This window comes from Sphingopyxis sp. 550A (assembly GCF_053569535.1).
In genome coordinates, this window is sequence record NZ_CM131615.1 from 3,693,976 (window position 1) to 3,718,317 (window position 24,342).

Sequence of the window (24,342 nt, forward strand, 5' to 3'; positions counted from 1 at the left end):
GTCACAACACGCCGGTCAGAATAACTCGCCCTGCCCCCGGCCCGGCGCCGGCGGCGCCTTGCGCGTGGGGCGCCGCGCGGGCGGCGGCGCGTCGCCATCGGCGACCTCGGCGGGCACGTCGCCGTCGGCGAACTGCAGCCGCAGATGCCCTGCGGCGCGCGCCTTGGCCGCGCTCGTCACGATCGCCCCCCCGGCATCGCGCACCATCGCATAGCCGCGCGACAGCAGCGCACGCGGGTCGAGCGACGCGAACAGCCGCTCCAGCCCCTCCAGCCGCGCGCGGTCGCGGTCGAGCCTTCGTGCGAGCAGCGACGGCCGCAGCGCCCCCGACCGCGACGCCAGCCGCTCGGCGACCACCGCGAGCCGGTGCCGCTGCGCGCGGTCGAGCCGCCCCTGCGCGTCGTCGAGCCGCTGGCGCTGCGGCGCATAGAGCGCCTCGCGCTTCGGCAGGTGCCGCGCCAGCGCGACCAGCCGCTCGCGCGCCAACGCGGCATGGCGGCTCGCCGCGCCGATCATCCGCCCGCCGCGCGCCGCCAGCTCGGCGGCGAGTTCGGCGCGCACCGGCACCGCCAGCTCAGCGGCGGCGGTCGGGGTCGGCGCACGCACGTCGGCGACATAGTCGGCGAGCGTGACGTCGGTTTCATGCCCCACCGCGCTGATCGTCGGGATGCGGCAGTCGGCGATCGCGCGCACCACCACTTCCTCGTTGAACGCCCACAGATCCTCGATCGACCCGCCGCCGCGCGCGACGATGACCAGATCAGGACGCGGCACCGGCCCGCCGGGCGCGAGCGCGTCGAAGCCGCGCACCGCCTTCGCGACCTGCGCCGCCGCGCCCTCGCCCTGCACCAGCACCGGCCAGACGATCACATGCGTCGGAAAGCGGTCGGCGAGGCGGTGGAGAATGTCGCGGATCACCGCCCCGGTCGGCGAGGTGACGACGCCGATGATCCGCGGCAGGCGCGGCAGCGGCTGCTTGCGCTCGCGGTCGAACAGCCCCTCGCCGCCAAGCCGCGCCTTCAATTTCTCGAAGAGCAGCATCAGCGCGCCTTCGCCCGCGACTTCGAGGCTGTCGACGACGAGCTGATATTTGGAGCGCCCCGGATAGGTGGTGAGCTTCCCGGTCGCGATCACCTCGATCCCGTCCTCGGGCCGGAAAGCCAGACGGCCCGCCTGTCCCTTCCACATCACCATATCGATCAGCGCATTGTCGTCCTTCAGCGCCGCATAGAAATGCCCCGACGCCGCGCGCTTCGCGCCCGACAGCTCGCCGCGCACGCGCACGCGGGAAAATCCGTCCTCGACGGTGCGCTTGATCGCCGCGGACAATTGGCTCACCGACAGCGCGGGAGCATTGTCCCCCGGTGCGGCCTCGGCTAACAGCCGCGCTTCACTCTCGTCGCCGGACGCCATATCGGGAAAAGGGACTGCCATGAATATCCTGCTCATCGGGTCGGGGGGCCGCGAACATGCGCTGAGCTGGCAACTGGCACAATCGCCAAGCTGCGCCAAGCTCTATGCCGCTCCGGGCAACCCGGGGGTCGAACTTCACGCCGAGTGCGTGCCGATCGCCGCCGACGACCTCGACGGGCTGATCGGCTTCGTCCGCGCCCATGCGATCGATTTCGTCGTCGTCGGGCCCGAAGCGCCGCTCGTCGCCGGGCTCGCCGACCGCCTGCGCGAAATCGGCGTGCCGGTATTCGGGCCGGGCGCGGCCGCCGCGCGGCTCGAAGGGTCGAAGGGCTTCACCAAGGACCTCTGCGCGCGCGCCGGCATTCCCACCGCCGCTTACGCCCGCGCGACCTCCGCCGAGGAAGCGCTCGCGCTGCTCGACGGCTTTTCGATCCCCGTCGTCATCAAGGCCGACGGCCTCGCCGCAGGCAAGGGCGTGATCATCGCCGAAACCCGCGCGGACGCCGAGGCCGCTATCGAGGATATGTTCGACGGCGCCTTCGGCGGCGCGGGCGCCGAAGTGGTGATCGAGGAGTATATGACCGGCGAGGAGGCGAGCTTCTTCGCGCTCTCCGACGGCACGAACGTCCTCGCCTTCGGCAGCGCGCAGGACCATAAGCGCGTCGGCGACGGCGACACCGGCCCCAACACCGGCGGCATGGGCGCCTACAGCCCCGCGCCGGTTCTGACCGCCGAACTCGAAGCGGCGGTGATGGACCGCATCGTCCGCCCGACGGTCGCGGCGCTCGCCGCCGAGGGCACACCTTATGTCGGCGTCCTCTTCGCCGGGCTGATGCTCACCGATGCGGGACCGAAGCTGATCGAATATAATTGCCGCTTCGGCGACCCCGAATGCCAGGTGCTGATGATGCGCCTCAAGGGCGATTTCGCCGCGCTGCTCCACGCCGCCGCGACCGGCGCGCTCGCCGATGCCGAACCGCCGGTCTTTTCGCACGATTATGCGCTGACCGTCGTCATGGCGGCAAAGGGCTATCCCGGCACCCCCGAAAAGGGCGGCGCGATCCGCCGCATCGCCGATGCCGAGGCGGGCGGCGTGCGCGTCTTTCACGCCGGCACCGCGCGCGACGACCGCACGCTGGTCGCGGCGGGCGGACGCGTCCTGAACGTCACCGCGACGGGCAAGAGCGTCGCCGAGGCGCAAGCGCGCGCCTATGCCGCGGTCGACAAGCTCGACTTTCCCAGCGGCTTCTGCCGCCGCGACATCGGCTGGCGCGAGGTCGCGCGCGAGACCGAGTAGAGCCAGCCCGTCATCCCGGCGAAGGCCGGGATCCCACCCTATCGCCATGACGCATCGGCGAGATCCCGGCCTTTGCCGGGATGACGAACGGGTAGACGCCGGCAAAGCCCACGAATAAGTTGATGCGAAATCAGGGAGAGCATCATGGCATGGCTTCAGGAAAATATGATCATCGCGGTCGTCGGCCTCGTCGTCGCGGTCGTGCTTCTGTGGTGGCTGTTCGGCCGCAACAGGCCCGAGGAGATCGCTCCCCCGGTCGCGCCGCCCGCCGAACCGAAGAAGCCGCTCGAAGCGGTGAAGCCCGAAATCGTCGCCGCCGAACCCGCGCGCTTCAAGCCGAAGGAACCGGCGCCCGCGCCAGCCGCACCGCCGCCGCCCGCGCCGACGCCCGCCGCACCGGCGCCCGCCGCCGAAACACCGCCTCCTCCCGCGCGCCCCGCACCGGCGGCGGAAATTCCCGAAGAGCCCACCGTCCCCGCCACTCCCGCGCCGGAACCAGCCGCTGCCGCGCCGCCGCCCGCGCCTGCACCAACGCCCGCGGCGAAAACCGACAATCTCCAGCTCCTGAAAGGCATCGGCCCCAAGCTCGCCGGCCTTTTGAACGGCCTCGGCGTCACCAGCTTCCAGCAGATCGCCGACTGGACCGACGCCGACATCGCGGCAATCGATCCGCAGCTCGGCGCCTTCCAGGGCCGCATCGCGCGCGACAATATCGTCGACCAGGCAAGCTATCTCGCGCGCGGCGACAAGGCGGGCTTCGAGGCCAAATACGGCGCGCTGGGTGGGGAATTATAGGGGCCGTGCGGACTTACCTTACATCGTCATCCCGGACTTGATCCGGGATCCATTCTCTCAGCGCCGGATGAATGGATCCCGGATCAAGTCCGGGATGACGAGAATCTGAAAGTCGCGCTCAGCGTCTCTTATCTTCGTCATTCCCGCAAAAGCGGGAACCCAGAGCGTGCGTCGGCTGACCCCACTCTGGGGTCCCGCTTTCGCGGGAATGACGAAAGTCAGGAAGGGGCCGCTCCCCACCCCGAAACGGTCTACCCCTCACCCGCCAGATAATCCTTTCCTACATTGTTCCGCCATGCTCCAAGCTGGCGGATGGAACGCACCGCTTCACCTCCGCCCGCGCGGCTGCTCGCCGATAGCTGCCTCGCCTTCGCTCCGGTGCCGCAGCAGCGCAACCGCGCCGACGGCTGGACGCCCGAAACGCAGGCGCGCTTCGTCCGCGCGCTCGAAGCCATGGGTTCAGTGGGAAAGGCCGCGAAAGCCGTCGGGATGGGCCGCGCCTCGGCCTATCGCCTCCGCGATCGCCCCGAAGCGGCCAGCTTTGCCGCCGCGTGGGACCGCGCGATTTCGATGGGGCGCACGCATCAGTACAGCATCGCGATGGATCGCGCGCTCAACGGCGTGACGACGGTTCGCGTCCTCAAGGGCGGCGCGATCGACGTCAGCGGCGGTCCCGACATGGCCATTATCCACGCCGCCTTGCGCGACGAAGCGACGCCGCCCAATCCCGCTAAAGCGACAAAGGAGACAGAATGACGGCGCACGTCCGTATCTTTTGTCGCTTTAGGCGCGACAAAAGCGGCGCGTCACTCGCCTTCGTCCTCCTTCGGCTTGCGGATTTCGCTGACCAGCAGCTTGTCGATCTTGCGCCCGTCCATGTCGACGATCTCGAACTTCCAGCCGCGATCGGTGAAGCTCTCGCCCTCGGCGGGCAGATGCTTGAGGATCGCCAGCGCATGCCCCGCCGCGGTCGCATAGTCGCGGTCGTCACCCAGTTCGATTCCCAGCCGTTCGGCCATCTGGTCGGCGGGCATCGACCCCGCGATCAGCAGGCTACCGTCGTCGCGCTCGGTGACGAAAGGCTCGCTGCCGATGTCCTGATCCGACGCGAATTCGCCCGCAATCGCCGAGAGCAGGTCGGCGGGCGTCACCAGCCCCTCGAAATGCCCATATTCGTCGTGGACGAGCAGCATCGGCACCTCGGCGGCGCGCAGACCTTCCAGCGCGTCCATCGCGTCGATCTGGTCGTGGATCACCTTCGCCGGGCGAATCAGCTTTTCGAGGTCGAGCGTCTCGCCCCGGAACAGCGCGCCCGCGATGTCGCGCGCCTGGACGATGCCGGCGATATCGTCGACCGAGCCGCGCGCGACGGGCAGCCGCGTGTGCGGGCTTTCGAGCAGCTTCGCGCGCACCGCGTCGTCGTCCGACGCGATGTCGATCCAGTCGACGTCGATGCGCGGCGTCATCACTTCGCGCACCGGCCGGTCGGCAAGGCGGACAACGCCCGAGATGATCGCGCGCTCGCTTTCCTCGATCACGCCCGATTTCGACGCCTCGGCGACGATCAGGTGCAATTCCTCGGCGGTCACCCGATCCTCGGACTCGCGGTTGAGACCGAGCAGGCGGAACACGATCGCCGAGCTGTTGTCGAGCAGCCATACGAGCGGCGCCGCGACGCGCGACAGCCAGAACATCGGCGTCGCCATCGCGATCGCGATCGGTTCGGGCGCGCGCAGCGCGAACTGCTTGGGCACCAATTCGCCCACGATCAGCGAGAAATAGGTGGTAACGCCGATGACGACCGCAAAGCCCGCCGCCTGGGCATGTTCGGCATCGATCCCGAACCATGCCGCGAGCCGGTCGGCGACCGGCTGCCCGAGGCTCGCGCCCGAATAGGCGCCCGCCAATATGCCGATCAGCGTGATGCCGACCTGCACCGTCGACAGGAAGCGCCCCGGATCGGCAGCGAGCTGGCGCGCGATCTTGGCGCCGCGGCTTCCGCGTTTCTCGGCCGCCTGCAAACGCGGCCCGCGCGCCGAGACGATCGCGAGCTCGGACAGGGCGAACAGGCCGTTGAGGAGGATCAGCACCGCGATGATCGCGACGTCGGACCAGGGGAAAGGGCTCATCGGGCGGTCATCGGGGGGCGGCCATGCGGCGCGCGAGCGCCCGGCCCCTGTCGGCTTGGGTCATTTCCGCCCTATAGGCGATAGCGGCGGCAAAGCACAATGACTCCGCTTTGCGGCTCCGCTCAGCGGGGGTTCAGCCGGATTCTGGAACCAGTTGGCGCGGCATATGTTATCGACACGGACGGCGGTGCGCAGGGCCAGCAAGCGGCCGCCACTATAAAGGGAGCCAAAGACATGAACAGCAAGACGATCAAGCTCGCCGCCCTCGCCAGCATCGGCGCACTCGCGCTCACCGGCTGCGTGACCGATCCCGAAACGGGCAAGCAGACGATTTCCAAGGCCGCGATCGGCGGCGTCGGCGGCGCGCTCGGCGGCTATCTGCTCGGCGATCTCGTCGGCGGGCGCCACGACCGCACCGAAAAGATCGTCGGCGCCGGGATCGGCGCGGTCGCCGGCGCGGGCGTTGGCTATTATATGGACCAGCAGGAAAAGAAGCTGCGCGAGCGTACGGCGGGCACCGGCATCGACGTCGAGCGCCAGGGCGACCAGCTTGTGCTCAACATGCCCGGCGACGTCACCTTCGATCTCAACAGCGCGGTGGTGAAATCGCAGTTCCGCAGCGCGCTCGACAGCGTCGCCTCGACCCTGTCCGAATATCCGAGCACCTATATCGACGTCTACGGCCACACCGATTCGCAGGGCAGCGACAGCTATAACCAGGGTCTGTCGGAGCGCCGCGCCTCGTCGGTCGCCGACTATCTCTCCAGCCGCGGCGTCAACCGCGCGCGCATGGCGACGATGGGCTATGGCGAATCGCAGCTCAAATGCGCGCCCGAGCGCAGCGAGGCCGATTATCAGTGCAACCGCCGCGTCGAAATCCGCATCGCCCCGGTGACGCAGAACGACGTCAACAACGCGCGGTAAGCCATTTCCCCGGCTGACGCCGCTTTTCGCTTCGCGGAAAGCGGCGTCAGCCCAAACTCGGGAAGCTCGCCTTCAGCCCGTCGATCACGAACTGCGCCGCGAGCGCCGCGAGCAGAACGCCGAGCAGGCGGGTGATCACCGCCTCGGCCTTGTTACCGATCAGCCGCATCAGCGGCCCCGCCGCAAGCAGCGCCGCAAGTGTCAGCGCGAGCACCAGCAGCAACGCGCCAAAGATCACCAGCGCCCGGTCGAGCCCATTGTTCTTGGCGACGAGCAGCATCACCGAGGCAATCGACCCCGGTCCCGCGAGCATCGGCATCGCCATCGGAAAGACCGAGACATCCTCGACCTCGGGGGTTGCCTTGATCTTCTCGGCGCGCTGCTCGCGTCGCTCGGTGCGCTTCTCGAACACCATGTCGATCGCGATGATGAACAGCATGATGCCGCCAGCGATGCGGAAACTGTCGAGGTCGATGTGCAGGAAGGACAACAAGGCTTCGCCGAACATCGCGAAGAAGATCAATATGCCCCCGGCGATCAGCGTCGCGCGGATCGCCATCGACCGCCGCTGCTGCACGCTCGCGCCGGTCGTCAGGCTGGCATAGATCGGCGCGCAGCCCGGCGGGTCGATGACGACGAACAGCGTCACGAAGGCCGAGATGAAGAGGTCGATCATGGCTGTTTCGGGGCCGCGACCTGATTGTCGATGACGGTCTTCATATCCTTGCCGTCCCACAGACGGACAGTGACGCGCCGCGATTGGTCGGGATGAACGGTCGAGGTCCAGCTCAGCGTCTGGTCGGGCGACAGGCCGACCGCCATGTCGTCGCCTTCCTCGCCCACTTCGATCGGCACCGCCGGGCGCGAGCCGCATTTGGCCTGCTTCGATTCGATGAAATCGGGCGCGGCGAGCGGCGTCGCGAGGTCGTCGCCATGGTCGAGCACCCAGTTGATCTTGCCGCTCATCGGATCGCGGACCCAGGCGGTGGTGAAATAGCCGTTCGCTGGCCCCTTCTGCCACGCGCCGGTCGTCACTCCGGCATTGCCGTCGCAGCTTACATAGACCGCATGCGGTTGCCACCGCACCGCCTCGGCCGGATCCTTCTGTCCTTTCAGCCAGTCGCGGGCCTTGACCCGCTGCGGCACGAACATCACGGCCTCGGGCGCCGCGGTCTCACGGAACGCCGTCCATTGCCCCTTGTCCTGCGCCAGCCGCGCAAAGGCGAGTTCGGCGGCGATATAGCCGCTCGGGTTCGCCGACAGCGGGCGCTTCCGCGGATCGGGCCCGCTCGCGCAGCCCGCGAGGAGCGAGACCATCACGGCGGCGGCGAACATATGGCGCATCAGACCCCCTCCGGATCGGCGAGCCCCGCGCGGCGATGCGCGGCGACGAGCGTGTTGCGCAGCAGGCAGGCGATCGTCGTCGCGCCGACGCCGCCGGGAACGGGCGTGATCGCGCGGACGTGCGGCAAGGCTTCGTCGAAAGCGACGTCGCCGACGATCCGCCCCTTGGCTTCGCCCGGCGCGGGCGGCAGCCGGTTGATCCCGCCGTCGAGGACAACCGCGCCGGCCTTCAGCCAATCGCCGCGAATATATTCGGGCTGGCCGATCGCCGCGATCACGATGTCGGCGCGGCGCAGCACCGCAGGCAGGTCGCGCGTCCGGCTGTGCGCCATCGTCACCGTGCAATTGGCCTGGAGGAGAAGCTGCGCCATCGGCTTGCCGAACAGGATCGAGCGGCCGACGATCACGGCATCGAGGCCGCTCAGGTCGCCGAGCAAATCGCGCAGCATCATCAGGCAGCCGAGCGGCGTGCACGATACGAGTGCGTCGGCGCCGAGCACGAGCCGCCCGGCATTGGTCGGGGTGATGCCGTCGACATCCTTGTCGGGGTCGATCGCCGCGATCACGCGCTTTTCGTCGAAACCCTTCGGGAGCGGAAGCTGGACGAGGATGCCGTCGACCGCAGGGTCGGCGTTGAGCCGGACGACCAGCGCCAGTAGTTCATCCTGCGCCGCGTCGGCGGGCAGACGATACTCGAAGCTCTTCATCCCCGCCGCAACGGTCGCCTTGCCCTTGGCACCGACATAGACTTGGCTCGCCGCATCGTCGCCGACGAGCACGACGGCGAGGCCGGGAACGCGGCCCGTCGCGGCCTCGAATGCCGGGACCGCCTCGGCAATCCGCGCACGCAGCCCCGCCGCGAAAGCCTTGCCGTCGATGACGTCAGCCGTCATTTCAGATCGCTCCCGAATTGACGCCGAGCGTGTAGAGATAGGAAATCACCGGCCCGCGCAGGATGATGATCAGGATCAGCACGACCATCGGCGTCAGGTCGAGCCCGCCGAAGTCGGGCATGATGCGCCGGAACGGGCGATAGAGCGGCTCGGTGATCCTCTCGAGCACATACCAGAGCTGGCCGACGAAATCATTGTGGGTGTTGATGACGTTGAAGGCGATCAGCCACGACATCACCGCCTGCACGATGATGATCCACCACAGCACATTGAGGAGGATCGACAGGATTTGCAGAAACATCAGATACATCAAATTCTCCGGCGAGAAGCGTCGGTCACGGCCCGCACCCTAGCGATGAATCAGCGTGCCCGCACCCCGTGCGGTGAAAATTTCGAGCAGCATCGCGTGCGGGATGCGCCCGTCGAGGATGACTGCCGCCTCGACCCCGGCGTCGACCGCCGCGACGCAGGTTTCGACCTTGGGAATCATGCCGCCGGTGATCGTCTCGTCGGCCTTCAGCGCGTCGATCGCCGCGCGGTCGAGATCGGTGAGCAGCGATCCCGCCTTGTCGAGCACCCCCGCGACGTCGGTCAGCAGGAAGAAGCGCTTCGCCCCCAGCGCCCCCGCGATCGCCCCCGCCATCGTGTCGGCATTGATGTTGTAGGTCGCGCCGTCAGCGCCGAGCGCGACGGGCGCCACCACCGGAATGAAATTGTCGTTCGCAAGGTTGGTGAGGATCGTCGGGTCGACCGCGACCGGTTCGCCGACGAAGCCCAGGTCGACGTGGCGCTCGATCCCCGAATTGGGGTCGGGCTCGCTGCGCGTCACCTTTTCGGCGAGCACCAGATTGGCGTCCTTGCCCGAAATGCCGACCGCGCGGCCGCCGAGTCCGGCGATCCAGCCGACGATCTCCTTGTTGATCTTGCCCGCGAGCACCATCTCGGCGACCTCGGCGGTTGCGGCATCGGTGACGCGCAGCCCGCCGACGAAGGTCGATTCGATCCCGAGCTGCTTGAGCATCCGGCCGATCTGCGGGCCGCCGCCATGGACGACGACCGGGTTGATCCCGACGGCTTTCAGCAACACCACATCCTCGGCGAAGTCGCGCTGCGCCTCGGGGTCGCCCATCGCGTGGCCGCCATATTTGATGACGAAGGTCTCGCCGGCATAGCGTTGCAGATAGGGCAACGCCTCGACGAGCGTTTCGGCCTTGGCGAGCAGGTCGGGCATTTTCGAAGGGTCGGTCACGGGCGTCATCCAGGGTTGTTCGCGTCGAGTTTGCGGCCGATGGCGACGACCGCCATCACGAGCAGCGGCACCATCACCGCCGACAGCACGACCTTGGCGATCATCTGGCCGAGCATCAGGTCGCCGATCGGACGGACGCCGTAAAAGCTGATCGTGATGAAGATCAGCGTGTCGACGATCTGGCTCAAGGCCGCGGCGATGAAACCGCGGAGCGGCAGCAGCCGGCCGTTGTTCGCGGTCATCCGCGCGAAGATCCAGACGTTGAGGCTGACCGAAACGCCATAGGCGATGATTCCGGCCGCCATCATCCGCCAGCTTTGCCCGACGATGATCGGAAAGGCCTCTTTCGCAGGCTCGTACATCCCGGCATCGGTCGGAAGCTGGAGGACGAACAAGGCAAGGATGATTGCGAGCACCAGCGGGATGAAGCCCAGCCGCACCATCCGGTCCGCCACGACGCGCCCGTGCAGTTCGGCGATGCCGCTCGATATGGCGATCAGCGTCAGGAAGGGGAAAATCCCGGCCTCGACCGCGAGCGGCCCGAGCGCGACCTGCTTCGCGCCCAGAAAGCCGCCGAGCGGAACCATGCCGCCATAGAGGATCGCGAACAGCAGCAACGAGGGCGCGATGACGCGCGAAGAGCCAGTTTCCATCGGCGCCCGATAGTCGGTTTTGCGGACGCTGGAAAGACCGGGAAACAATGGCGCGGACACGCGTCGAGACAATGGAGGCTGGCTGGATTGCGAAGCCCCTGCGAATATCCGCCTTGGGGTGGGGAGATGCCCTGCCTTCGTGCGTCGTCGTGGCGCGGAGCCGGTCTGTACGAAGGCGACGTCGCAATTCCAAAGTTCAGGAAAGTTCAGCCTATTGCAGCCTTCGATTGGGGCTTCGCGCTGTGCTGAACGCATCCGGTTCCCGCTTTCGCGGGAATGACGACGATAAGAGATACTGAGCGCGACTTTCAGACTCTCGTCATCCCGGACTCGATCCGGGATGACGATGTAAGGTCGGTCCGCTTCCGGTCGAAAACGGCCGTTCCCAATCTTCGCCTTTCCTGGCGCCATCCCGAACCGGCACCGCGCCATGCCGCACACTCTTGCCCCGCCGCCAAAGCCCGCTAGACAGGGCCAACAAACTTGCGGGGGGACGCACTTTTTTCATGGAACGCCTGATCGGTCTGCTCGGCATCGTCGCACTGCTTGCGATCGCCCTGCTCTTCTCTTCCAACCGCCGCTGGATTCGGCCGCGCATCGTCATTCCCGCCTTTCTGCTGCAGGCCGGTTTCGCACTGCTCGTGCTCGGCACCCCCTGGGGGCGCAGCATCATCCAGGCGATGTCGGGCGGCGTCTCCAACCTGCTCGGCTATGCCAAGGCGGGCACCGACTTCATCTTCGGCCCGCTCGCCGGACCCGAGATGGGCGGAACCAGCTTCGCGATCTCGGCGCTGCCCGTCATCATCTTCTTCGCCTCGATGATCTCGATCCTCTATTATCTCGGCATCATGCAGCTCGTGATCAAATGGGTCGGCGGCGCGATCCAGAAGATCACCGGCATCACCAAGGTCGAAAGCCTGGGCGCCGCGGCGAACATCTTCGTCGGGCAGAGCGAAAGCCCGCTCGTCATCCGCCCCTATCTCGCCAGCCTGACGCCGTCGCAGCTCTTCATGGTGATGACCGTCGGCATGGCAGGGGTCGCGGGGACGATCCTCGGCGCCTATGCGAGCATGATCGGCGAGCAATTGCTGCCTTACCTCCTCGCCGCCAGCTTCATGTCGGCGCCCGGCGGCATCTTGATGGCAAAGATCATGATGCCCGACGATCCCAAGGATCTGGGCATCGAACCCGTGATCATGCCCGAGGCGAGCCACGACGAGGAAAAGCCCGCGAACATCATCATGGCGGCGGCGCAGGGCGCCCAGACCGGCGTCCGGCTCGCGGTCGCGGTCGGCGCGATGGTGCTCGCCTTCGTCGCGCTCGTCGCGCTCGCCAACGGCCTGCTCGCCGGGATCGGCGGCTGGTTCGGATACCCCGACCTGTCGTTCCAGGCGATCATCGGCACGATCTTTCGCCCCGTGATGTGGCTGATGGGGGTGCCGTGGGACGAAAGCGGCGCGGTCGGCGGCTTGTTCGGCACCAAGATCGTGCTCAACGAATTCGTCGCCTTCATCGACCTCGGCAAGATGCAGGCGGGCCTGTCGCCCGCGTCGATCGCGATCGCGACCTTTGCCCTCTGCGGCTTCGCCAATTTCAGCTCGATCGCGATCCAGATGGCGGTAACGGGCGGCCTCGCGCCCGGTCAGCGGCCGATGATCGCCAAGCTGGGCCTGAAAGCGCTGCTCGCGGGCAGCCTGTCGAACCTGATGTCGGCGGCCCTCGCGGGACTGATGCTGGGTATCGCTCCTCCTGCCGCGCCGCCGCCAGCTGCTGCGGCGGCGGCTATCGCGGCTCCGGCCCCGGCCGCCCCTGCAAAGTCACTATAGCGCCATTTTCGCCAGCGCTGTCCGCACCTCTTCCACGAACAGATCGGGCTGCTCCCACGCGGCGAAATGACCGCCGCGGGGCAGTTCGTTCCAATGGACGATATTTTTGTAGCGCCGGTCAGCCCAGCGGCGCGACAGGCGCATGATTTCGTTCGGAAACAGACTGCATCCGGTCGGGACTTGGATTTCGCCCGCTGCGAAGCTGCGGAAACTATGCCAATAGAGCCGTGCCGACGACGCCGCGCTGTTGGTCAGCCAATACAGGCTGACATCGTCGAGCATCGTATCGCGCGACAATGATTTTTCAGGGTGCCCGCCGATCGACTGCCCGCCGGACCCGTGCCCGCAATCGGTCCAACCGTGGAATTTCTCGACGATCCAGCACATCTGCCCGACCGGCGAATCGGCAAGGCCGTAACCGAGGGTCTGCGGCCGCGTCGCCTGCTGCGTCGAATAGCCGCTGTCCTTCGCCTGATACCATTGGAAGCGCGCGAGATAGGTTTTTTCGGCGTCGGTCAGGTCGGCCATCAGATCGGGTGGCGGCGCGCCGACGACCATGTTGACGTGGATGCCCGCGCAATGGTCGGCATGATTCATGCCGATCGCACACGTCACCGCGCTGCCCCAGTCGCCGCCCTGCGCGAAATAGCGCGGATAGCCGAGCGCGCGCATCAGCGCGTCCCACGCCGCCGCGATATGCTCGACGTTCCATTTGGCTTCGGTCGGCTTGCCCGAGAAGCCGTAGCCCGGCAGCGACGGAATCACGAGATGATAGTCGGCCGACAGCGGCGCGATCACGTCGAGGAATTCGAGCACCGACCCCGGCCAGCCATGCGTCAGCACGAGCGGCCGCGCCGCGGGATTGGCCGAGCGGATGTGCAGGAAATGGATGTCGAGCCCGTCGACCGTCGCAAGATAATTGGGCAGCGCATTGAGGCGCGCCTCGACCTTGCGCCAATCATAATCCTGTCGCCAGTAAGCCGCGAGCTGCTGCGCATAGGCGAGCGGGACGCCCTGATCCCAGTCGTCCACCGTCTCCTTCTCGGGCCAGCGCGTGTTCGCGAGCCGCGCCGCAAGGTCGTCGAGCGCCGCCTGCGGCACGTCGATGGTGAAGGGACGGATGTCGGCGACCTGCATCACATTCTCCCCGCTCAGGGCCGCGCCGGAGCCTTGCAGCCACGTTCGAGCCCGACGCCCTTCAAAAAGCCGCGCCGCACCGTCCCGGCATAGACCGCCTCGGCATAGCGGCGGCGTTCGGCATTGGCGCCGGTGACTTCGCCGATCAGCCCGCGCAAGGGGATGACCGAACCCGCGACGCTGCCCGCGACGCGGCCGGCGGTCTCCTCACGCTTCTTGGCCAGACTTTTGTCGACCTGCTGGTTGACGTCGGGGCCGAGCACGGCGTCGAGTTCGGTGATCTCGCGGATGATCGCCGCGCATTTGCCGAGCCCGGCGAGCGAATAGGGCGCCCCGACGACCGCCTGCAGCTTGGGCGGCACCTCCTTGCCGTCGAAGGGTTCGGTGACGCTGTTCGCGGTGCCCTTCACCGTCGAATCCTCGGGCGCACCCTCTTGGGCGTGGAGCGGCGCGGCGGCAGCGAAAGCGAGAAGGGGCAGGCTGGCGGCGAAGACGCGAATCATGGCGAATCTCCCTTTGCCCGTCATCATATCCCCGGCCGCGAAGACCGCGCGCCCTTTTTAGCGCGTCGGCACCGGCTCCAGCCCGGTCCAGTCGTAGAAGCCGCGTCCCGCCTTCTTGCCGACCCAGCCCGCCTCGACATATTGGACGAGCAGCGGGGCGGGGCGGAATTTCGGGTCGCCGGTGCCCGACTGCAACACGCGGATGATTTCAAGGCAGGTGTCGAGGCCGATGAAGTCGGCGAGGGTGATCGGCCCCATCGGATGGTTGAGGCCGAGGCGGCAGCCGGTATCGATGTCCTGCATCGTCGCGACGCCTTCGCCGAGTGCGAAGATCGCTTCGTTGATCAGCGGCATCAGCACGCGGTTGACGATGAACCCCGGCGCGTCGTTCGCATGGACGATCTCCTTGCCAAGTCCGCGACCATAGGCCTCCACCGCCGCGAGCGTTGCGTCGCTGGTGGCGAGGCCGCGGATCAGCTCGATCAGGCCCATCACCGGCACCGGGTTGAAGAAATGAACGCCGATGAAGCGCGCCGGATCGGGCGCTGCCTGCGCAAGGCGGGTAATCGGGATCGAACTGGTGTTGCTGGCGAGGATCGCGGTGTCCGAAAGATGCTGGCCGACGCTGGCGAAGATCGCGCGCTTGATCTCCTCGCGCTCGGTCGCGGCCTCGACGACGAGGTCGGCGGGGGCGAAAGCGGCATGGTCCGCGACCGGCGTGATGCGGCCGAGCAGCGCGTCGGCGTCGGCCTGCGTCATCTTTTCCTTGGCGACAAGGCGGCCGAGCGCCTTTGCGATACCGGCCTTGCCCGCTTCGGCGCGGGCGATGTCGATGTCGGCGAGCAGCACGTCGTGGCCGGCACCCGCCGACACCTGCGCGATCCCCGCGCCCATTTGCCCTGCCCCGATAACACCGACGATCATGATTCAATCTCCCAAAAAAAGAAGCCCTTGTCCGTCATCCCGGCGAAGGCCGGGATCTCACCGATGCGTTCTACGGAAACGGCAAGATCCCGGCCTTTGCCGGGATGACGATAGTGGATGGCTGCCCTAAGTGATCGGTCGATGGCGTCAAGGGGCGGAGCGGAACTCGGTCGCTTCGGCCAGGATCAGCGCGAAAGCAGGATCGACATCGTCCCAGGTCCGCACCGGGGTCCAGCCGCCCGCGCGGAGCAGCAGGTTTGCGTCGCGGGGGCCGTATTTATGGCTGTTCTCGCTGTGGATCGTTTCGCCCTTCGCCATCGCATAGGCGCTTCCGTCGACCGCGAATTCCATGTCGCACGCGGCGACGAGATGCATTTCGATCCGCGCGTGCACATCGTTCCAGCTCGCCCGATGCGTGAAATTATCGACCGGGATCGTCCCGTCCAGCTCGCGATTGATGCGTTCGAGCAGGTTGATGTTGAACGCCGCGGTGACTCCCGCAGGATCGTCATAGGCCAGTTCGAGCGTCGTGACATCCTTGATCCGGTCGACTCCGATCAAGAGCAGCGCCCCGTCGCCGAGCGCGGCGCGCCAGCCGCGCAAGAGGTCGATCGCGGTGCGTGCGACCATGTTGCCGATCGTCGAGCCGGGAAAGAAGCCGAGCTTGGGCAGCGCGGCGATCTCGCGCGGCAAATCGACCTTGTGGGTGAAATCGGCCTCGACCGGATAGATGGGAAGCCCCGGAAAGCGCGCCGCGAGCGCGGTCGCGCTGTCACGCAGGAAGTCGCCCGAGATATCGACCGGAACATAAGCGGCAGGATCGATCGCCTGGAGCAGCAAGGGCGTCTTGGTCGAGCTGCCCGAGCCGAGCTCGACGACCGCGCGGCCCGGCCCGATCGCCGCCGCCATGTCGGCGGCGTGGCGCGTCAGCAGATCGGTCTCGCTGCGCGTCGGATAATATTCGGGCAGCGCGGTGATATCCTCGAACAGCGCCGAGCCGGTCGCATCGTAGAACCAGCGCGCGGGAATCGCCTTCTGCCGCTGCGCCAGACCGGCATGGACGTCGGCGCGGAAAGCGGGGTCGACGCCGCTGTCGTCGGCGGAAATCTGCCGAAGTTGACGCACGATACCCATGATCAGAGGTCTTTCGCGAGCCGAACGCCGGTGAATTGCCAGCGCTGGTGGGGATAGAAGAAATTGCGGTAGCTGGCGCGCATATGCCCGCGCGGGGTCGCGCAGCTCCCGCCGCGCAGCACGAACTGCCCGCTCATGAACTTGCCATTATATTCGCCGACCGCACCCGGCGCGGCGCGGAAGCCGGGATAGGGGCGATAGGCGCTGCCGGTCCATTCCCACACGCTGCCGAACATCTGTTGCAAGCCTGTGTCGGCGGAGGCGGTTTCGGGCTGCACCGGCCCGGCCGCGCCGAGTTGCTGGCCACCCTGCGGGTCGCAGGCCGCCGCCGCGGCCTCCCACTCCTGTTCGGTCGGCAGACGTGCGCCGGCCCAGGTAGCGAAAGCATCGGCCTCGAAAAAGCTGATGTGGGTCACCGGCGCCGCGGGGTCGATCGCCTGCCAGCCCGACAGGGTGAAATAATGTCCGTCGCGCCAATAAGCGGGCGCTTCGACATCCTCCGCCTGCACCCACGCCCAGCCGTCGCTGAGCCACAGCGACGGGGTATGATAGCCGCCGTCGGCGACGAATTCCTGCCATTCGCCGTTCGTCACCGGGCGGCTGGCGAGCGCGTGCGGGGTCAGCAGCGACGAAAAGCGCGGGCGTTCGCAGTCGAATGCGAAGCCATCGCCGTCGTGGCCGACCGACACCACGCCTTCCACGCCGCGGACCCATTGGAGCGCGCCCGCGCTTTTGGCTGCGGGTGTGAGAGGCGCAGAAAACTGCGCAACTTCACTCGCGATTGCGGTTTCGCGCGGCCATACCGCCGGACCGAGCGGGTTCTGCGCGAACAGATGCTTGATATCGGTGAGCAGCAATTCCTGATGCTGCTGCTCGTGGTGGATGCCGAGCTCGACCAGCGCGCGCGCGGCGGGGGGCAGATCGGGCAGCGCGCTCTGCACCGCGGCGTCGACATGCGCGCGCCAGATGCGGACCTCGTCCAGCGACGGCCGCGTCAGCAGGCCGCGGCGCGGGCGCGCATGGCGCGGCCCCTCGGCCTCATAATAGCTGTTAAAGAGATAGGCGTAGCGATCGTCGAACGCGCGATAGCCGGGCAGATGGTCGCGCAGCACGAACGTCTCGAAGAACCAGCTCGTGTGCGCGAGGTGCCATTTCGCGGGCGAAGCGTCGGGCATCGACTGCGCGCTCGCATCGGCATCGGAGAGCGGCGCCACGAGGTCGAGCGACAGCCGCCGGGTCGCGGCGAAGCGCCGGGCCAGGTCGCCCTGCGGGTCAATAGCGGGCGATGCGTCGGTGCGGCTGGCCATAGTGAGACAATCCCCCGGAAGGTGATTCGGTTTCGCTGCGGGGGCGAATATGGTTACGGCGCGGGGGAATGTCTAGAACATTTAGGGAACATGATTCATTGCCCCCCACGCAGTCGGGGGCCACGGCGTGTTTAGCGCGTCGCGCCGGGTTTCCAGAGAATGTCGCCGCCCACGGCGGCGTTGATGTGCCGCGTCAGCACGAAGAGATGGTCCGACAGGCGGTTGAGATAGGAGAGCGCGAGCGGGTTGAGGTCGCGCTCCGCACCGGCGGCGACCGCGGCGCGTTCGGCGCGGCGGGTGACCGCGCGGGCGAGGTGGAGCCGCGCAGCGGCTTCGGTGCCGCCGGGGAGGATGAAGCTGCGAAGCGATTCCAGCGCTTCGTTCATGCGGTCGATCTCTTCCTCCAGTCGCGCGATCTGGCCGGGAACGATGCGCAGCGCCATGTCGTGCGGACCGAAGCCGCGTTCGCTGTCGGGCGGCGTCGCGAGGTCGGCGCCGAGGTCGAACAATTCGTTCTGGATGCGCGAGAGCATCGCTGCCTCGTCGCTCGCCGGGTCGAGCGCGGCGGCGGCGAGGCCGATCGCGCTGTTCGCTTCGTCGACGTCGCCGACCGCCGCCATCAGCGGTGCCGACTTGGCGATGCGCGAGCCGTCGACGAGGCCGGTAGTGCCGCCGTCGCCGGTGCGGGTATAGATCTTGTTGAGTTTGACCATGTCGGACAGTCCGGAAGTTTAGACGATCATCCCACTCCGTTCGCATCGAGCGAAGTCGAGATGCCCCTCGGGCCGGCGCAAGGTCGATGGGTGTCTCGACTTCGCTCGACACGAACGGGAAAAGGAAGCGCCTCGATCAGCTGCCGGCAGCGGTCACGCCGATGATGATGAGCAGGATGATGGTGATCGCCTGCCACTTCACGCGGGCCATCATCATCCGGTTCTGCATCACCTGATTTTCGTGGATCGTGCCGTCGAGCGCGGCCTGATGCCCCTTGGCGAAATAGATGAGCCCGCGCGCAAGCGAGAAGAGGACGAGGCCGGCCGCCACGACGACCGCAAGGACGAGCAAGATCTGCATGAGATCCTATTTAGGGAATTTGCAGCGAATATCCAGCGGGAAGCCGCTCGCGAAGCAAATCGGCCGCGAGCGCCGGCCCATCGACCCCGGCGTCGCGCAATGCGGCCAGCGAGGCGGCGGCGTCGCGCTTCGCGAGCCGCCGTCCGTCGGGACCGCAGACGAGACCATGGTGGCGATAGACAGGGGTCGCGAGCCCCAGCAGCGCCTGGAGCAGCCGGTGGACGTCGGTCGAGGCGACCAGGTCGGCGCCGCGAATGACATGCGTCACCCCCATCGCGGCGTCGTCGATCGTGCTCGCGAGATGATAGCTGGCGGGGGCGTCCTTGCGCGCGAGGACGACGTCGCCGTGCGCGGCGGGATCGGCGGCGCGTGTCCCCCGCCCCGCCTCCTCCCAGCCAAGATCGCCCGCGAGCGCTGCGGCGCGCGCCATGTCGAGCCGCCAGCAATGCGCCTCGCCCGCGAGGCGGCGCTCGCGCTCGACCGCCGGCAAGTGGCGGCAGGTGCCGGGATAGACGGCGGCGCCGTTGGGCGCCCCGTGCGGCGCGGCGAGGCTCGCGGCGATGTCGGCGCGGGTACAGAAGCAGGGATAGACGAGGCCGCGCGCGCGCAGATGGTCAAGCGCCGCGGCGTAGTCGCCGAGATGACGCGACTGGCGCACCGGATCGCCGTCCCAGTCGAGCCCCAGCCATTCGAGGTCGGCGAGTGCGGCGGCGATATGATCTTCGCGCGAGCGGCTGCCGTCGATATCGTCGATGCGGATGCGGAAACGCCCGCCCGCCTCGCGCGCCGCACCGTGGGCGAGCGCCGCGCTATAGGCATGGCCGAGGTGCAGTTCTCCCGTCGGGCTGGGCGCGAAACGGGTCAGCATGGGCGCGCGCGCGAATCCATATGCTGTGCCGCGCCTGCGCGAATCATTCCATATCTTGCGGCAGATGCCCCCTTGACGTCAGAATCATATGCGTGATGTAATGACGCTGTCACTTGGGAACGGCAGTGGCGCGCCATCCCGCGCAGCAAAGGGGGCAGCGTCGTAAAGCCATGTTCCATCCCGATCTCGCCCGGCATCCCGATTCGTGTCCCGCGCTGGTGCTCAACGCCGATTATACGCCGCTCAGCTATTACCCCTTGAGCCTGTGGCCGTGGCAGACCGCGGTCAAGGCGGTTTTCCTCGACCGCGTCACCATCGTCGAGAATTACGAGCGCGAAATCCATTCGCCGACGCGAACGATGCCGATCCCCAGCGTGATCGCGCTCCGCCAATATGTGAAGCCGTCGCAGCACCCGGCCTTCACCCGCTTCAACCTGTTCCTGCGCGACCGTTTCGCGTGCCAATATTGCGGGTCGGGCAAGGATCTGACCTTTGACCACGTCGTGCCGCGTCGGCTCGGCGGGCGGACGACGTGGGAGAATGTCGCAACCGCCTGCGCCCCGTGCAACCTCAAAAAGGGCGGGCGCACGCCGCAGCAGGCGCACATGCCGCTTTATCGCCAGCCGTGGCGGCCGACGAGCTGGCAGCTTCAGGACAATGGCCGCGCCTTTCCGCCGAACTATCTGCACGAAAGCTGGATCGACTGGCTTTACTGGGATGTCGAACTGGAAGGCTGACGGGAACCCGAACGGGGCGGACAGAAGGATATTCGCGCAGAGGCCGCAGAGAATTTTGGTTCACGCGGAGACACGGAGACGCGGAGATTTTGGCTCAGGCTGACAGGCCTCTTTCCTGTCTCTCCATCCCGGTCTTCCAATAGGTCGCAAGATAAGGCCGCTTCGCGGCAGGCCCTAACCTCTCCGCGCCTCCGCGTCTCCGCGTGAACCAAATCCAACCTCTCTGCGATCTCTGCGTCTCTGCGCGAATATCGTCCTCTTCACTCCTGTTCCCTGCCGTTCACGCCGCAGAAGGGTTACGCAGAGCATAAGCAGGCAGGAAAGGAAAAGATCATGCTCCGTTTCGCCGCCGCCCTCGTCACCCTGCCGCTTGCCGCCTGCGCGACGCTCATGCCGTCCGAGCGGCCGGTCTCGGTGACCGGCACCATCACCTATCGCGAGCGCATGGCGCTGCCGCCGACCGCGCAGGTCGAAATCCGGCTCGACGACGTCAGCCTGATGGACGCGCCGTCAAAGACGATCGCACAGCAGTCGTTCACCGCCGACGGGCGGCAAGTGCCGTTCGCCTTTTCGCTGACCGTCGATCAGCGCCTCCTCGACCCGCGGCACAGCTATGCCGTCTCGGCGCGGATCAGCGATGCGTCGGGGCGGCTCATGTTCATCACCGACACGCGCAACTCCGTTACGTTCGACGGTCGGCCGACGATCGACATGGGTATGTTGACCCTCGTCAAGACGAACTGATCTTTCGCGGCATAGCTATGCGCCGCTTGACGTAGCGTCTGCTGCGGTGCAGCAACCTCGGCCCATGGGCCCACCAATCCAGATCAGCCAGAACCCCGACATCCGCTATCTCGGGCGCATCCTCGGCGACGTCATCCGCGCCTATGGCGGCGAGAAACTGTTCCGGCAGACCGAATATATCCGCTCGTCGAGCGTCGACAGGCATCGCGGCATCGCGGGGGCGGAGGCGATCGATCCGGGGCTCGACGCGCTGAGTCTTGACGACACGATCGCTTTCGTGCGCGGCTTCATGCTCTTTTCGATGCTCGCCAACCTTGCCGAGGACCGGCAGGGCGTCGCCGCCGAGCCCGAGGCGACCGTCGCCGCGGCACTCGACAAGTTGAAGGGTGACGGGATCGGCCGCGACGCGGTGGCGGCGCTGCTGGACGCCGCGCTCGTCGCGCCGGTGCTGACCGCGCACCCGACCGAGGTGCGGCGCAAGTCGGTGCTCGACCACAAGAACCGCGTCGCCGAATTGATGCGGCTGCGCGACGCAGGGCATGAGGAGACCCCCGAAGGCGATGGGATCGAGGATGCGATCCGCCGCCAGATCGTGCTGCTGTGGCAGACGCGGCCGCTACGCACCGAGAAATTGTTCGTCGCCGACGAGATCGACAATGCGCTCACTTATTTGCGCGATGTCTTCCTGCCCGTGGTGCCGCGGCTCTACGCGCGCTGGGAAAAGGAGCTGGAGACGCGCCCGGCGAGCTTCCTGCGCGTCGGGAGCTGGATCGGCGGCGACCGCGACGGCAACCCCTTTGTCACCGCCGAGACGCTGCACATGGCAACGAGCCGCAATGCCGCCGCGGTGCTCGGCCATTATGCCGACGCGGTCCATGCGCTCGGCGCCGAGCTGTCGGTGTCGTCGGCGCTGGCGCCGGTTCCCGCCGCGGTCGAGGCGCTGGCCGAGACGAGCGGCGACACCGCGCCGAGCCGCAGCGACGAGCCCTACCGCCGCGCGCTGTCGGGCATTTACGCGCGGATATGCGCCACTTATGCTGGCATCGTCGGCGCTGCGCCGCCGCGCCCGTCGGCGCTGGCGGGCGACGCCTATCGCACCCCCGCTGATTTTCGCCGCGACCTCGTCACCATCGCCGACGGCCTGTCGGCGAGCGGCGAGGGGCAGCTTGCGGGGATCGGCGCGCTCGGGCGGCTGATCCGCGCGGTCGAGGTCTTCGGCTTCCACCTCGCGACGCTCGACATGCGGCAGAACAGCGCGGTGCACGAGCGCGTGCTCGCCGAACTCCTCAAGGTGTCGGGGGTCGAGAGCAACTATCTCGCGCTGGACGAGGAAGCGCGCGTCGCGCTGCTGCGCCGCGAGCTCGGCGTCAACCGCCCGCTCGCGGCGCCGTGGCACCAGTGGAGCGACGAAAGCGCGGGCGAACTCGCGATCGTCCACGCCGCCGCCGCGATCCGCGCCAGGCTGGGCCCCGACGCGATCGTGCAATGGATCATCAGCAAGGCCGAAAGCCTGTCCGACCTGCTCGAAGTCCATGTCCTCGCGCGCGAGGCGGGGCTGTGGTCGGCCGAGGGCGCCGACACGCTGATGGTCGTGCCCCTGTTCGAGACGATCGCCGACCTCGATGACGCGCCCGCGATCATGGCGCGCTATTTCGCGCTGCCCGAAATCGCGCCGCAGGTCGCCGCGCGCGGGCATCAGGAAGTGATGATCGGCTATTCGGATTCGAACAAGGACGGCGGCTATCTGACCTCGACCTGGGGCCTGCACCAGGCGTCGGACGCGCTGACGCCGGTGTTCGACGCCGCGGGCAGCGCGATGCAGCTTTTCCACGGCCGCGGCGGCGCGGTCGGGCGCGGCGGCGGCAGCGCCTTCGCGGCGATCCGCGCGCAGCCCGCGGGAACGGTGCAGGGCCGCATCCGCATCACCGAGCAGGGCGAGGTGATCGCGGCCAAATATGGCACCGCCGACAGCGCGGCGACCAATCTGGAGGCGATGGTGTCGGCGAGCCTGCTCGCTAGCCTGGAACCCGAAGGGCTGAACGCCGCCAACTGCGACCGCTTCACCGCGGCGATGGACGCATTGTCGGACACCGCGTTCGGGGCGTATCGCGGCCTTGTCTACGACACACCGGCGTTCAAGGATTTCTTCCGCGCGATGACCCCGATCGCCGAGATCGCAGGGCTCAAGATCGGATCGCGCCCGTCGAGCCGCACCAAATCGACCGCGATCGAGGATCTGCGCGCGATTCCCTGGGTGTTCAGCTGGGCGCAGGCGCGCACGATGCTGCCCGGCTGGTACGGGACGGGCGAGGCCTTCGCGGCGTTCGGCGACCAGGCGCTGCTCGCCGACATGGCGCAAAGCTGGCCCTTCTTCGCCGCGCTGCTCGACAATATGGAGATGGTGCTCGCGAAATCCGACATGGGAATCGCGGCGCGCTATGCCGAGCTGGCGGCGCATGTCGACGGACATGACACGATCTTCACGCGCGTCCGCGACGGCTGGAACCGCGCACACGACGGCCTGCTGACGATTACCGGCCAGTCGCGGCTGCTCGAGAAGAATCCGGCGCTGGAGGCGTCGATCCGGCTACGGCTGCCCTATATCGAACCGCTCAACCTGCTCCAGATCGAACTGATGAAGCGCCACCGTGCCGGGGAGACCGACCCGCGCATCGCCGAGGGCATCCAGCTCACGATCAACGCGATCGCAACGGCGCTCAGGAACAGCGGGTAGACCCTTCCTTCCGTCATCCCGGCGAAGGCCGGGATCTCGCCGGTGCGTCAACACGATAAGGCGAGACCCCGGCCTCCGCCGGGGTGACAACCAAGCATAAAGCGCAGATCAGCTCTTCGTAATCAGCACCTTGCCCTTGGCGTTGGCGCCATCGGGGGCGAAGTCGATCGTGAAATCGTCGCCGTCCTTCGATCGGCCCGCGAGCGTGTCGCCGGTGCGGGTGACCTTGACGCCCTTCTTGGCGAATTCGCCCGCCATCCAGTCGGCCGCCTTCGTCGGCGCCGCGGGCGCAGTAAAGCCGAGTTCGACCTTTGCCTTGTCGCTATCGTCCTTGGCCATCGCATCGACGTTGACCGTCGTGACCTTGCTGCCGGGATAAAGCTTCACCCCGTCGATGTCGAAATCGCTCTCGATATCGAGGTTGGCGAAATCGGGGAGCTTCATGTCGATCCCGGCGCCGTCGCCGCCGATCTTGATCCGGCCGCCGTCCTTGTCGGCGCTGATGTGGACGCCGCCCTTTTCGTCGCCGGCGTTGATCGAAACTTCGGGCTGGTCTTTCTTCTCGCTCTGCCCGCAGGCGGCGAGGAGCATCATCGGGGGGAGCAGATAGGCGAAACGCATCGGGCATCTCCTTGGTGCATTGTTTGAATAATACAC

General features: G+C 67.3%; 25 protein-coding genes. 8 read left to right on the forward strand and 17 right to left on the reverse strand.

Features of this window, described 5'->3' with window-relative positions:
* Positions 1-15 precede the first annotated feature (15 nt).
* Positions 16-1,434, reverse strand: coding sequence for an exodeoxyribonuclease VII large subunit (xseA, locus tag ACVENA_RS17815; protein ID WP_449326471.1), 1,419 nt, complete (start codon positions 1,432-1,434; stop codon positions 16-18).
* On the opposite strand from xseA, the gene purD reads away from it, so the two are divergent.
* The 3 genes from purD to ACVENA_RS17830 all read left to right on the forward strand — a co-directional run bounded on the left by purD (position 1,433) and on the right by ACVENA_RS17830 (position 4,261).
* Positions 1,433-2,710 carry a phosphoribosylamine--glycine ligase gene (gene purD / locus ACVENA_RS17820; RefSeq protein WP_449326472.1) on the forward strand — a complete coding sequence of 426 codons (1,278 nt, stop codon included), beginning with the start codon at positions 1,433-1,435 and terminating at the stop codon, positions 2,708-2,710. The two genes, xseA and purD, sit on opposite strands and share 2 nt — an antisense overlap.
* Before the next feature lie 144 nt (positions 2,711-2,854).
* The gene (locus ACVENA_RS17825; protein ID WP_449326473.1) at positions 2,855-3,505 is read left to right on the forward strand and encodes a hypothetical protein; all 651 of its coding nucleotides are present in this window, start codon (positions 2,855-2,857) and stop codon (positions 3,503-3,505) included.
* 312 nt (positions 3,506-3,817) lie between these two features.
* On the forward strand, positions 3,818-4,261 hold the full coding sequence (locus ACVENA_RS17830) for a hypothetical protein (protein ID WP_449326474.1): 444 nt from the start codon (positions 3,818-3,820) through the stop codon (positions 4,259-4,261).
* A 50-nt stretch (positions 4,262-4,311) separates the two neighbouring features.
* Here the strand turns inward: ACVENA_RS17830 and ACVENA_RS17835 are convergent, their stop codons facing one another.
* Positions 4,312-5,634: a hemolysin family protein gene (locus ACVENA_RS17835; RefSeq protein ID WP_449326475.1), complete on the reverse strand. Its 1,323-nt coding sequence runs from the start codon at positions 5,632-5,634 to the stop codon at positions 4,312-4,314.
* Positions 5,635-5,868: 234 nt separating this feature from the next.
* Here ACVENA_RS17835 and ACVENA_RS17840 point away from each other — a divergent pair, with 234 nt between their 5' ends.
* A complete protein-coding gene (locus tag ACVENA_RS17840; RefSeq protein WP_449326476.1) occupies positions 5,869-6,558 on the forward strand; it encodes an OmpA family protein in 690 nt (229 codons plus the stop codon).
* A 46-nt stretch (positions 6,559-6,604) separates the two neighbouring features.
* Here ACVENA_RS17840 and ACVENA_RS17845 read toward each other — a convergent pair whose 3' ends face one another.
* Genes ACVENA_RS17845 through ACVENA_RS17870 form a run of 6 tightly spaced genes read right to left on the reverse strand, consistent with a single transcriptional unit; the run spans position 6,605 to position 10,697 of the window.
* The gene (locus ACVENA_RS17845; RefSeq protein ID WP_257545642.1) at positions 6,605-7,234 is read right to left on the reverse strand and encodes a MarC family protein; all 630 of its coding nucleotides are present in this window, start codon (positions 7,232-7,234) and stop codon (positions 6,605-6,607) included.
* On the reverse strand, positions 7,231-7,902 hold the full coding sequence (locus tag ACVENA_RS17850) for a hypothetical protein (protein WP_449326477.1): 672 nt from the start codon (positions 7,900-7,902) through the stop codon (positions 7,231-7,233). Before ACVENA_RS17850 ends, ACVENA_RS17845 begins: the two co-directional genes overlap by 4 nt.
* Positions 7,902-8,795, reverse strand: a complete 894-nt coding sequence (gene folD / locus ACVENA_RS17855) for a bifunctional methylenetetrahydrofolate dehydrogenase/methenyltetrahydrofolate cyclohydrolase FolD (protein WP_449326478.1) — start codon at positions 8,793-8,795, stop codon at positions 7,902-7,904. The genes ACVENA_RS17850 and folD overlap by 1 nt, the downstream gene beginning before the upstream one ends.
* Position 8,796: 1 nt before the next feature.
* The gene (locus tag ACVENA_RS17860) at positions 8,797-9,105 is read right to left on the reverse strand and encodes a YggT family protein (protein WP_449326479.1); all 309 of its coding nucleotides are present in this window, start codon (positions 9,103-9,105) and stop codon (positions 8,797-8,799) included.
* Between the two features lie 39 nt (positions 9,106-9,144).
* Entirely contained in the window at positions 9,145-10,053 is a 909-nt protein-coding gene (gene argB, locus ACVENA_RS17865) for an acetylglutamate kinase (RefSeq protein ID WP_449326480.1), read from the reverse strand.
* Positions 10,050-10,697: a queuosine precursor transporter gene (locus ACVENA_RS17870; protein WP_449326481.1), complete on the reverse strand. Its 648-nt coding sequence runs from the start codon at positions 10,695-10,697 to the stop codon at positions 10,050-10,052. The genes argB and ACVENA_RS17870 overlap by 4 nt, the downstream gene beginning before the upstream one ends.
* A gap of 506 nt (positions 10,698-11,203) precedes the next feature.
* On the opposite strand from ACVENA_RS17870, the gene ACVENA_RS17875 reads away from it, so the two are divergent.
* A complete protein-coding gene (locus ACVENA_RS17875) occupies positions 11,204-12,523 on the forward strand; it encodes a NupC/NupG family nucleoside CNT transporter (protein WP_449326482.1) in 1,320 nt (439 codons plus the stop codon).
* Here the strand turns inward: ACVENA_RS17875 and ACVENA_RS17880 are convergent.
* From ACVENA_RS17880 to gluQRS, 8 genes are all read right to left on the reverse strand, one after another.
* Positions 12,518-13,660: an epoxide hydrolase family protein gene (locus ACVENA_RS17880; RefSeq protein ID WP_449326483.1), complete on the reverse strand. Its 1,143-nt coding sequence runs from the start codon at positions 13,658-13,660 to the stop codon at positions 12,518-12,520. The two genes, ACVENA_RS17875 and ACVENA_RS17880, sit on opposite strands and share 6 nt — an antisense overlap.
* A 14-nt stretch (positions 13,661-13,674) precedes the next feature.
* The gene (locus ACVENA_RS17885) at positions 13,675-14,163 is read right to left on the reverse strand and encodes a hypothetical protein (protein ID WP_449326484.1); all 489 of its coding nucleotides are present in this window, start codon (positions 14,161-14,163) and stop codon (positions 13,675-13,677) included.
* 57 nt (positions 14,164-14,220) lie between these two features.
* Complete coding sequence (locus ACVENA_RS17890) at positions 14,221-15,087, reverse strand: 3-hydroxyacyl-CoA dehydrogenase NAD-binding domain-containing protein (RefSeq protein ID WP_449326485.1); 867 nt, start codon at positions 15,085-15,087, stop codon at positions 14,221-14,223.
* Positions 15,088-15,234: 147 nt separating this feature from the next.
* The gene (egtD, locus tag ACVENA_RS17895; RefSeq protein WP_449326486.1) at positions 15,235-16,221 is read right to left on the reverse strand and encodes an L-histidine N(alpha)-methyltransferase; all 987 of its coding nucleotides are present in this window, start codon (positions 16,219-16,221) and stop codon (positions 15,235-15,237) included.
* 2 nt (positions 16,222-16,223) lie between these two features.
* Complete coding sequence (egtB, locus tag ACVENA_RS17900) at positions 16,224-17,528, reverse strand: ergothioneine biosynthesis protein EgtB (RefSeq protein ID WP_449326487.1); 1,305 nt, start codon at positions 17,526-17,528, stop codon at positions 16,224-16,226.
* A 131-nt stretch (positions 17,529-17,659) separates the two neighbouring features.
* Entirely contained in the window at positions 17,660-18,241 is a 582-nt protein-coding gene (locus ACVENA_RS17905) for a cob(I)yrinic acid a,c-diamide adenosyltransferase (RefSeq protein WP_449326488.1), read from the reverse strand.
* 136 nt (positions 18,242-18,377) lie between these two features.
* On the reverse strand, positions 18,378-18,602 hold the full coding sequence (locus ACVENA_RS17910; RefSeq protein ID WP_297664209.1) for an HIG1 domain-containing protein: 225 nt from the start codon (positions 18,600-18,602) through the stop codon (positions 18,378-18,380).
* 10 nt (positions 18,603-18,612) lie between these two features.
* The gene (gene gluQRS, locus ACVENA_RS17915) at positions 18,613-19,470 is read right to left on the reverse strand and encodes a tRNA glutamyl-Q(34) synthetase GluQRS (RefSeq protein WP_449326489.1); all 858 of its coding nucleotides are present in this window, start codon (positions 19,468-19,470) and stop codon (positions 18,613-18,615) included.
* Between the two features lie 170 nt (positions 19,471-19,640).
* On the opposite strand from gluQRS, the gene ACVENA_RS17920 reads away from it, so the two are divergent.
* From ACVENA_RS17920 to ppc, 3 genes are all read left to right on the forward strand, one after another.
* Positions 19,641-20,207, forward strand: a complete 567-nt coding sequence (locus tag ACVENA_RS17920; protein ID WP_257545671.1) for an HNH endonuclease — start codon at positions 19,641-19,643, stop codon at positions 20,205-20,207.
* A 333-nt stretch (positions 20,208-20,540) separates the two neighbouring features.
* The gene (locus tag ACVENA_RS17925) at positions 20,541-20,951 is read left to right on the forward strand and encodes a YbaY family lipoprotein (protein ID WP_449326490.1); all 411 of its coding nucleotides are present in this window, start codon (positions 20,541-20,543) and stop codon (positions 20,949-20,951) included.
* Positions 20,952-21,015: 64 nt separating this feature from the next.
* Positions 21,016-23,685: a phosphoenolpyruvate carboxylase gene (gene ppc / locus ACVENA_RS17930; protein ID WP_449326491.1), complete on the forward strand. Its 2,670-nt coding sequence runs from the start codon at positions 21,016-21,018 to the stop codon at positions 23,683-23,685.
* A gap of 108 nt (positions 23,686-23,793) precedes the next feature.
* On the opposite strand, the gene ACVENA_RS17935 is transcribed toward ppc, so the two are convergent.
* On the reverse strand, positions 23,794-24,306 hold the full coding sequence (locus ACVENA_RS17935; RefSeq protein ID WP_449326492.1) for a hypothetical protein: 513 nt from the start codon (positions 24,304-24,306) through the stop codon (positions 23,794-23,796).
* Between the last annotated feature and the right edge of the window lie 36 nt (positions 24,307-24,342).

Bases quoted from the DNA above. Each gene is read 5' to 3' on its own strand.
- ACVENA_RS17825 (WP_449326473.1), top strand. From the start codon at position 2,855: ATGGCATGGCTTCAGGAAAATATGATCATCGCGGTCGTCGGCCTCGTC.
- ACVENA_RS17845 (WP_257545642.1), bottom strand. From the start codon at position 7,234: ATGATCGACCTCTTCATCTCGGCCTTCGTGACGCTGTTCGTCGTCATC.
- ACVENA_RS17860 (WP_449326479.1), bottom strand. From the start codon at position 9,105: ATGTATCTGATGTTTCTGCAAATCCTGTCGATCCTCCTCAATGTGCTG.
- ACVENA_RS17880 (WP_449326483.1), bottom strand. From the start codon at position 13,660: ATGCAGGTCGCCGACATCCGTCCCTTCACCATCGACGTGCCGCAGGCG.
- egtD (WP_449326486.1), bottom strand. From the start codon at position 16,221: ATGGGTATCGTGCGTCAACTTCGGCAGATTTCCGCCGACGACAGCGGC.
- ACVENA_RS17870 (WP_449326481.1), bottom strand. From the start codon at position 10,697: ATGGAAACTGGCTCTTCGCGCGTCATCGCGCCCTCGTTGCTGCTGTTC.
- argB (WP_449326480.1), bottom strand. From the start codon at position 10,053: ATGACGCCCGTGACCGACCCTTCGAAAATGCCCGACCTGCTCGCCAAG.
- ACVENA_RS17835 (WP_449326475.1), bottom strand. From the start codon at position 5,634: ATGAGCCCTTTCCCCTGGTCCGACGTCGCGATCATCGCGGTGCTGATC.
- ACVENA_RS17890 (WP_449326485.1), bottom strand. From the start codon at position 15,087: ATGATCGTCGGTGTTATCGGGGCAGGGCAAATGGGCGCGGGGATCGCG.
- ACVENA_RS17910 (WP_297664209.1), bottom strand. From the start codon at position 18,602: ATGCAGATCTTGCTCGTCCTTGCGGTCGTCGTGGCGGCCGGCCTCGTC.
- xseA (WP_449326471.1), bottom strand. From the start codon at position 1,434: ATGGCAGTCCCTTTTCCCGATATGGCGTCCGGCGACGAGAGTGAAGCG.
- ACVENA_RS17925 (WP_449326490.1), top strand. From the start codon at position 20,541: ATGCTCCGTTTCGCCGCCGCCCTCGTCACCCTGCCGCTTGCCGCCTGC.
- ACVENA_RS17875 (WP_449326482.1), top strand. From the start codon at position 11,204: ATGGAACGCCTGATCGGTCTGCTCGGCATCGTCGCACTGCTTGCGATC.
- ppc (WP_449326491.1), top strand. From the start codon at position 21,016: ATGGGCCCACCAATCCAGATCAGCCAGAACCCCGACATCCGCTATCTC.
- purD (WP_449326472.1), top strand. From the start codon at position 1,433: ATGAATATCCTGCTCATCGGGTCGGGGGGCCGCGAACATGCGCTGAGC.
- ACVENA_RS17830 (WP_449326474.1), top strand. From the start codon at position 3,818: ATGGAACGCACCGCTTCACCTCCGCCCGCGCGGCTGCTCGCCGATAGC.
- ACVENA_RS17885 (WP_449326484.1), bottom strand. From the start codon at position 14,163: ATGATTCGCGTCTTCGCCGCCAGCCTGCCCCTTCTCGCTTTCGCTGCC.
- ACVENA_RS17920 (WP_257545671.1), top strand. From the start codon at position 19,641: ATGTTCCATCCCGATCTCGCCCGGCATCCCGATTCGTGTCCCGCGCTG.
- egtB (WP_449326487.1), bottom strand. From the start codon at position 17,528: ATGGCCAGCCGCACCGACGCATCGCCCGCTATTGACCCGCAGGGCGAC.
- ACVENA_RS17905 (WP_449326488.1), bottom strand. From the start codon at position 18,241: ATGGTCAAACTCAACAAGATCTATACCCGCACCGGCGACGGCGGCACT.
- gluQRS (WP_449326489.1), bottom strand. From the start codon at position 19,470: ATGCTGACCCGTTTCGCGCCCAGCCCGACGGGAGAACTGCACCTCGGC.
- ACVENA_RS17935 (WP_449326492.1), bottom strand. From the start codon at position 24,306: ATGCGTTTCGCCTATCTGCTCCCCCCGATGATGCTCCTCGCCGCCTGC.
- ACVENA_RS17850 (WP_449326477.1), bottom strand. From the start codon at position 7,902: ATGCGCCATATGTTCGCCGCCGCCGTGATGGTCTCGCTCCTCGCGGGC.
- folD (WP_449326478.1), bottom strand. From the start codon at position 8,795: ATGACGGCTGACGTCATCGACGGCAAGGCTTTCGCGGCGGGGCTGCGT.
- ACVENA_RS17840 (WP_449326476.1), top strand. From the start codon at position 5,869: ATGAACAGCAAGACGATCAAGCTCGCCGCCCTCGCCAGCATCGGCGCA.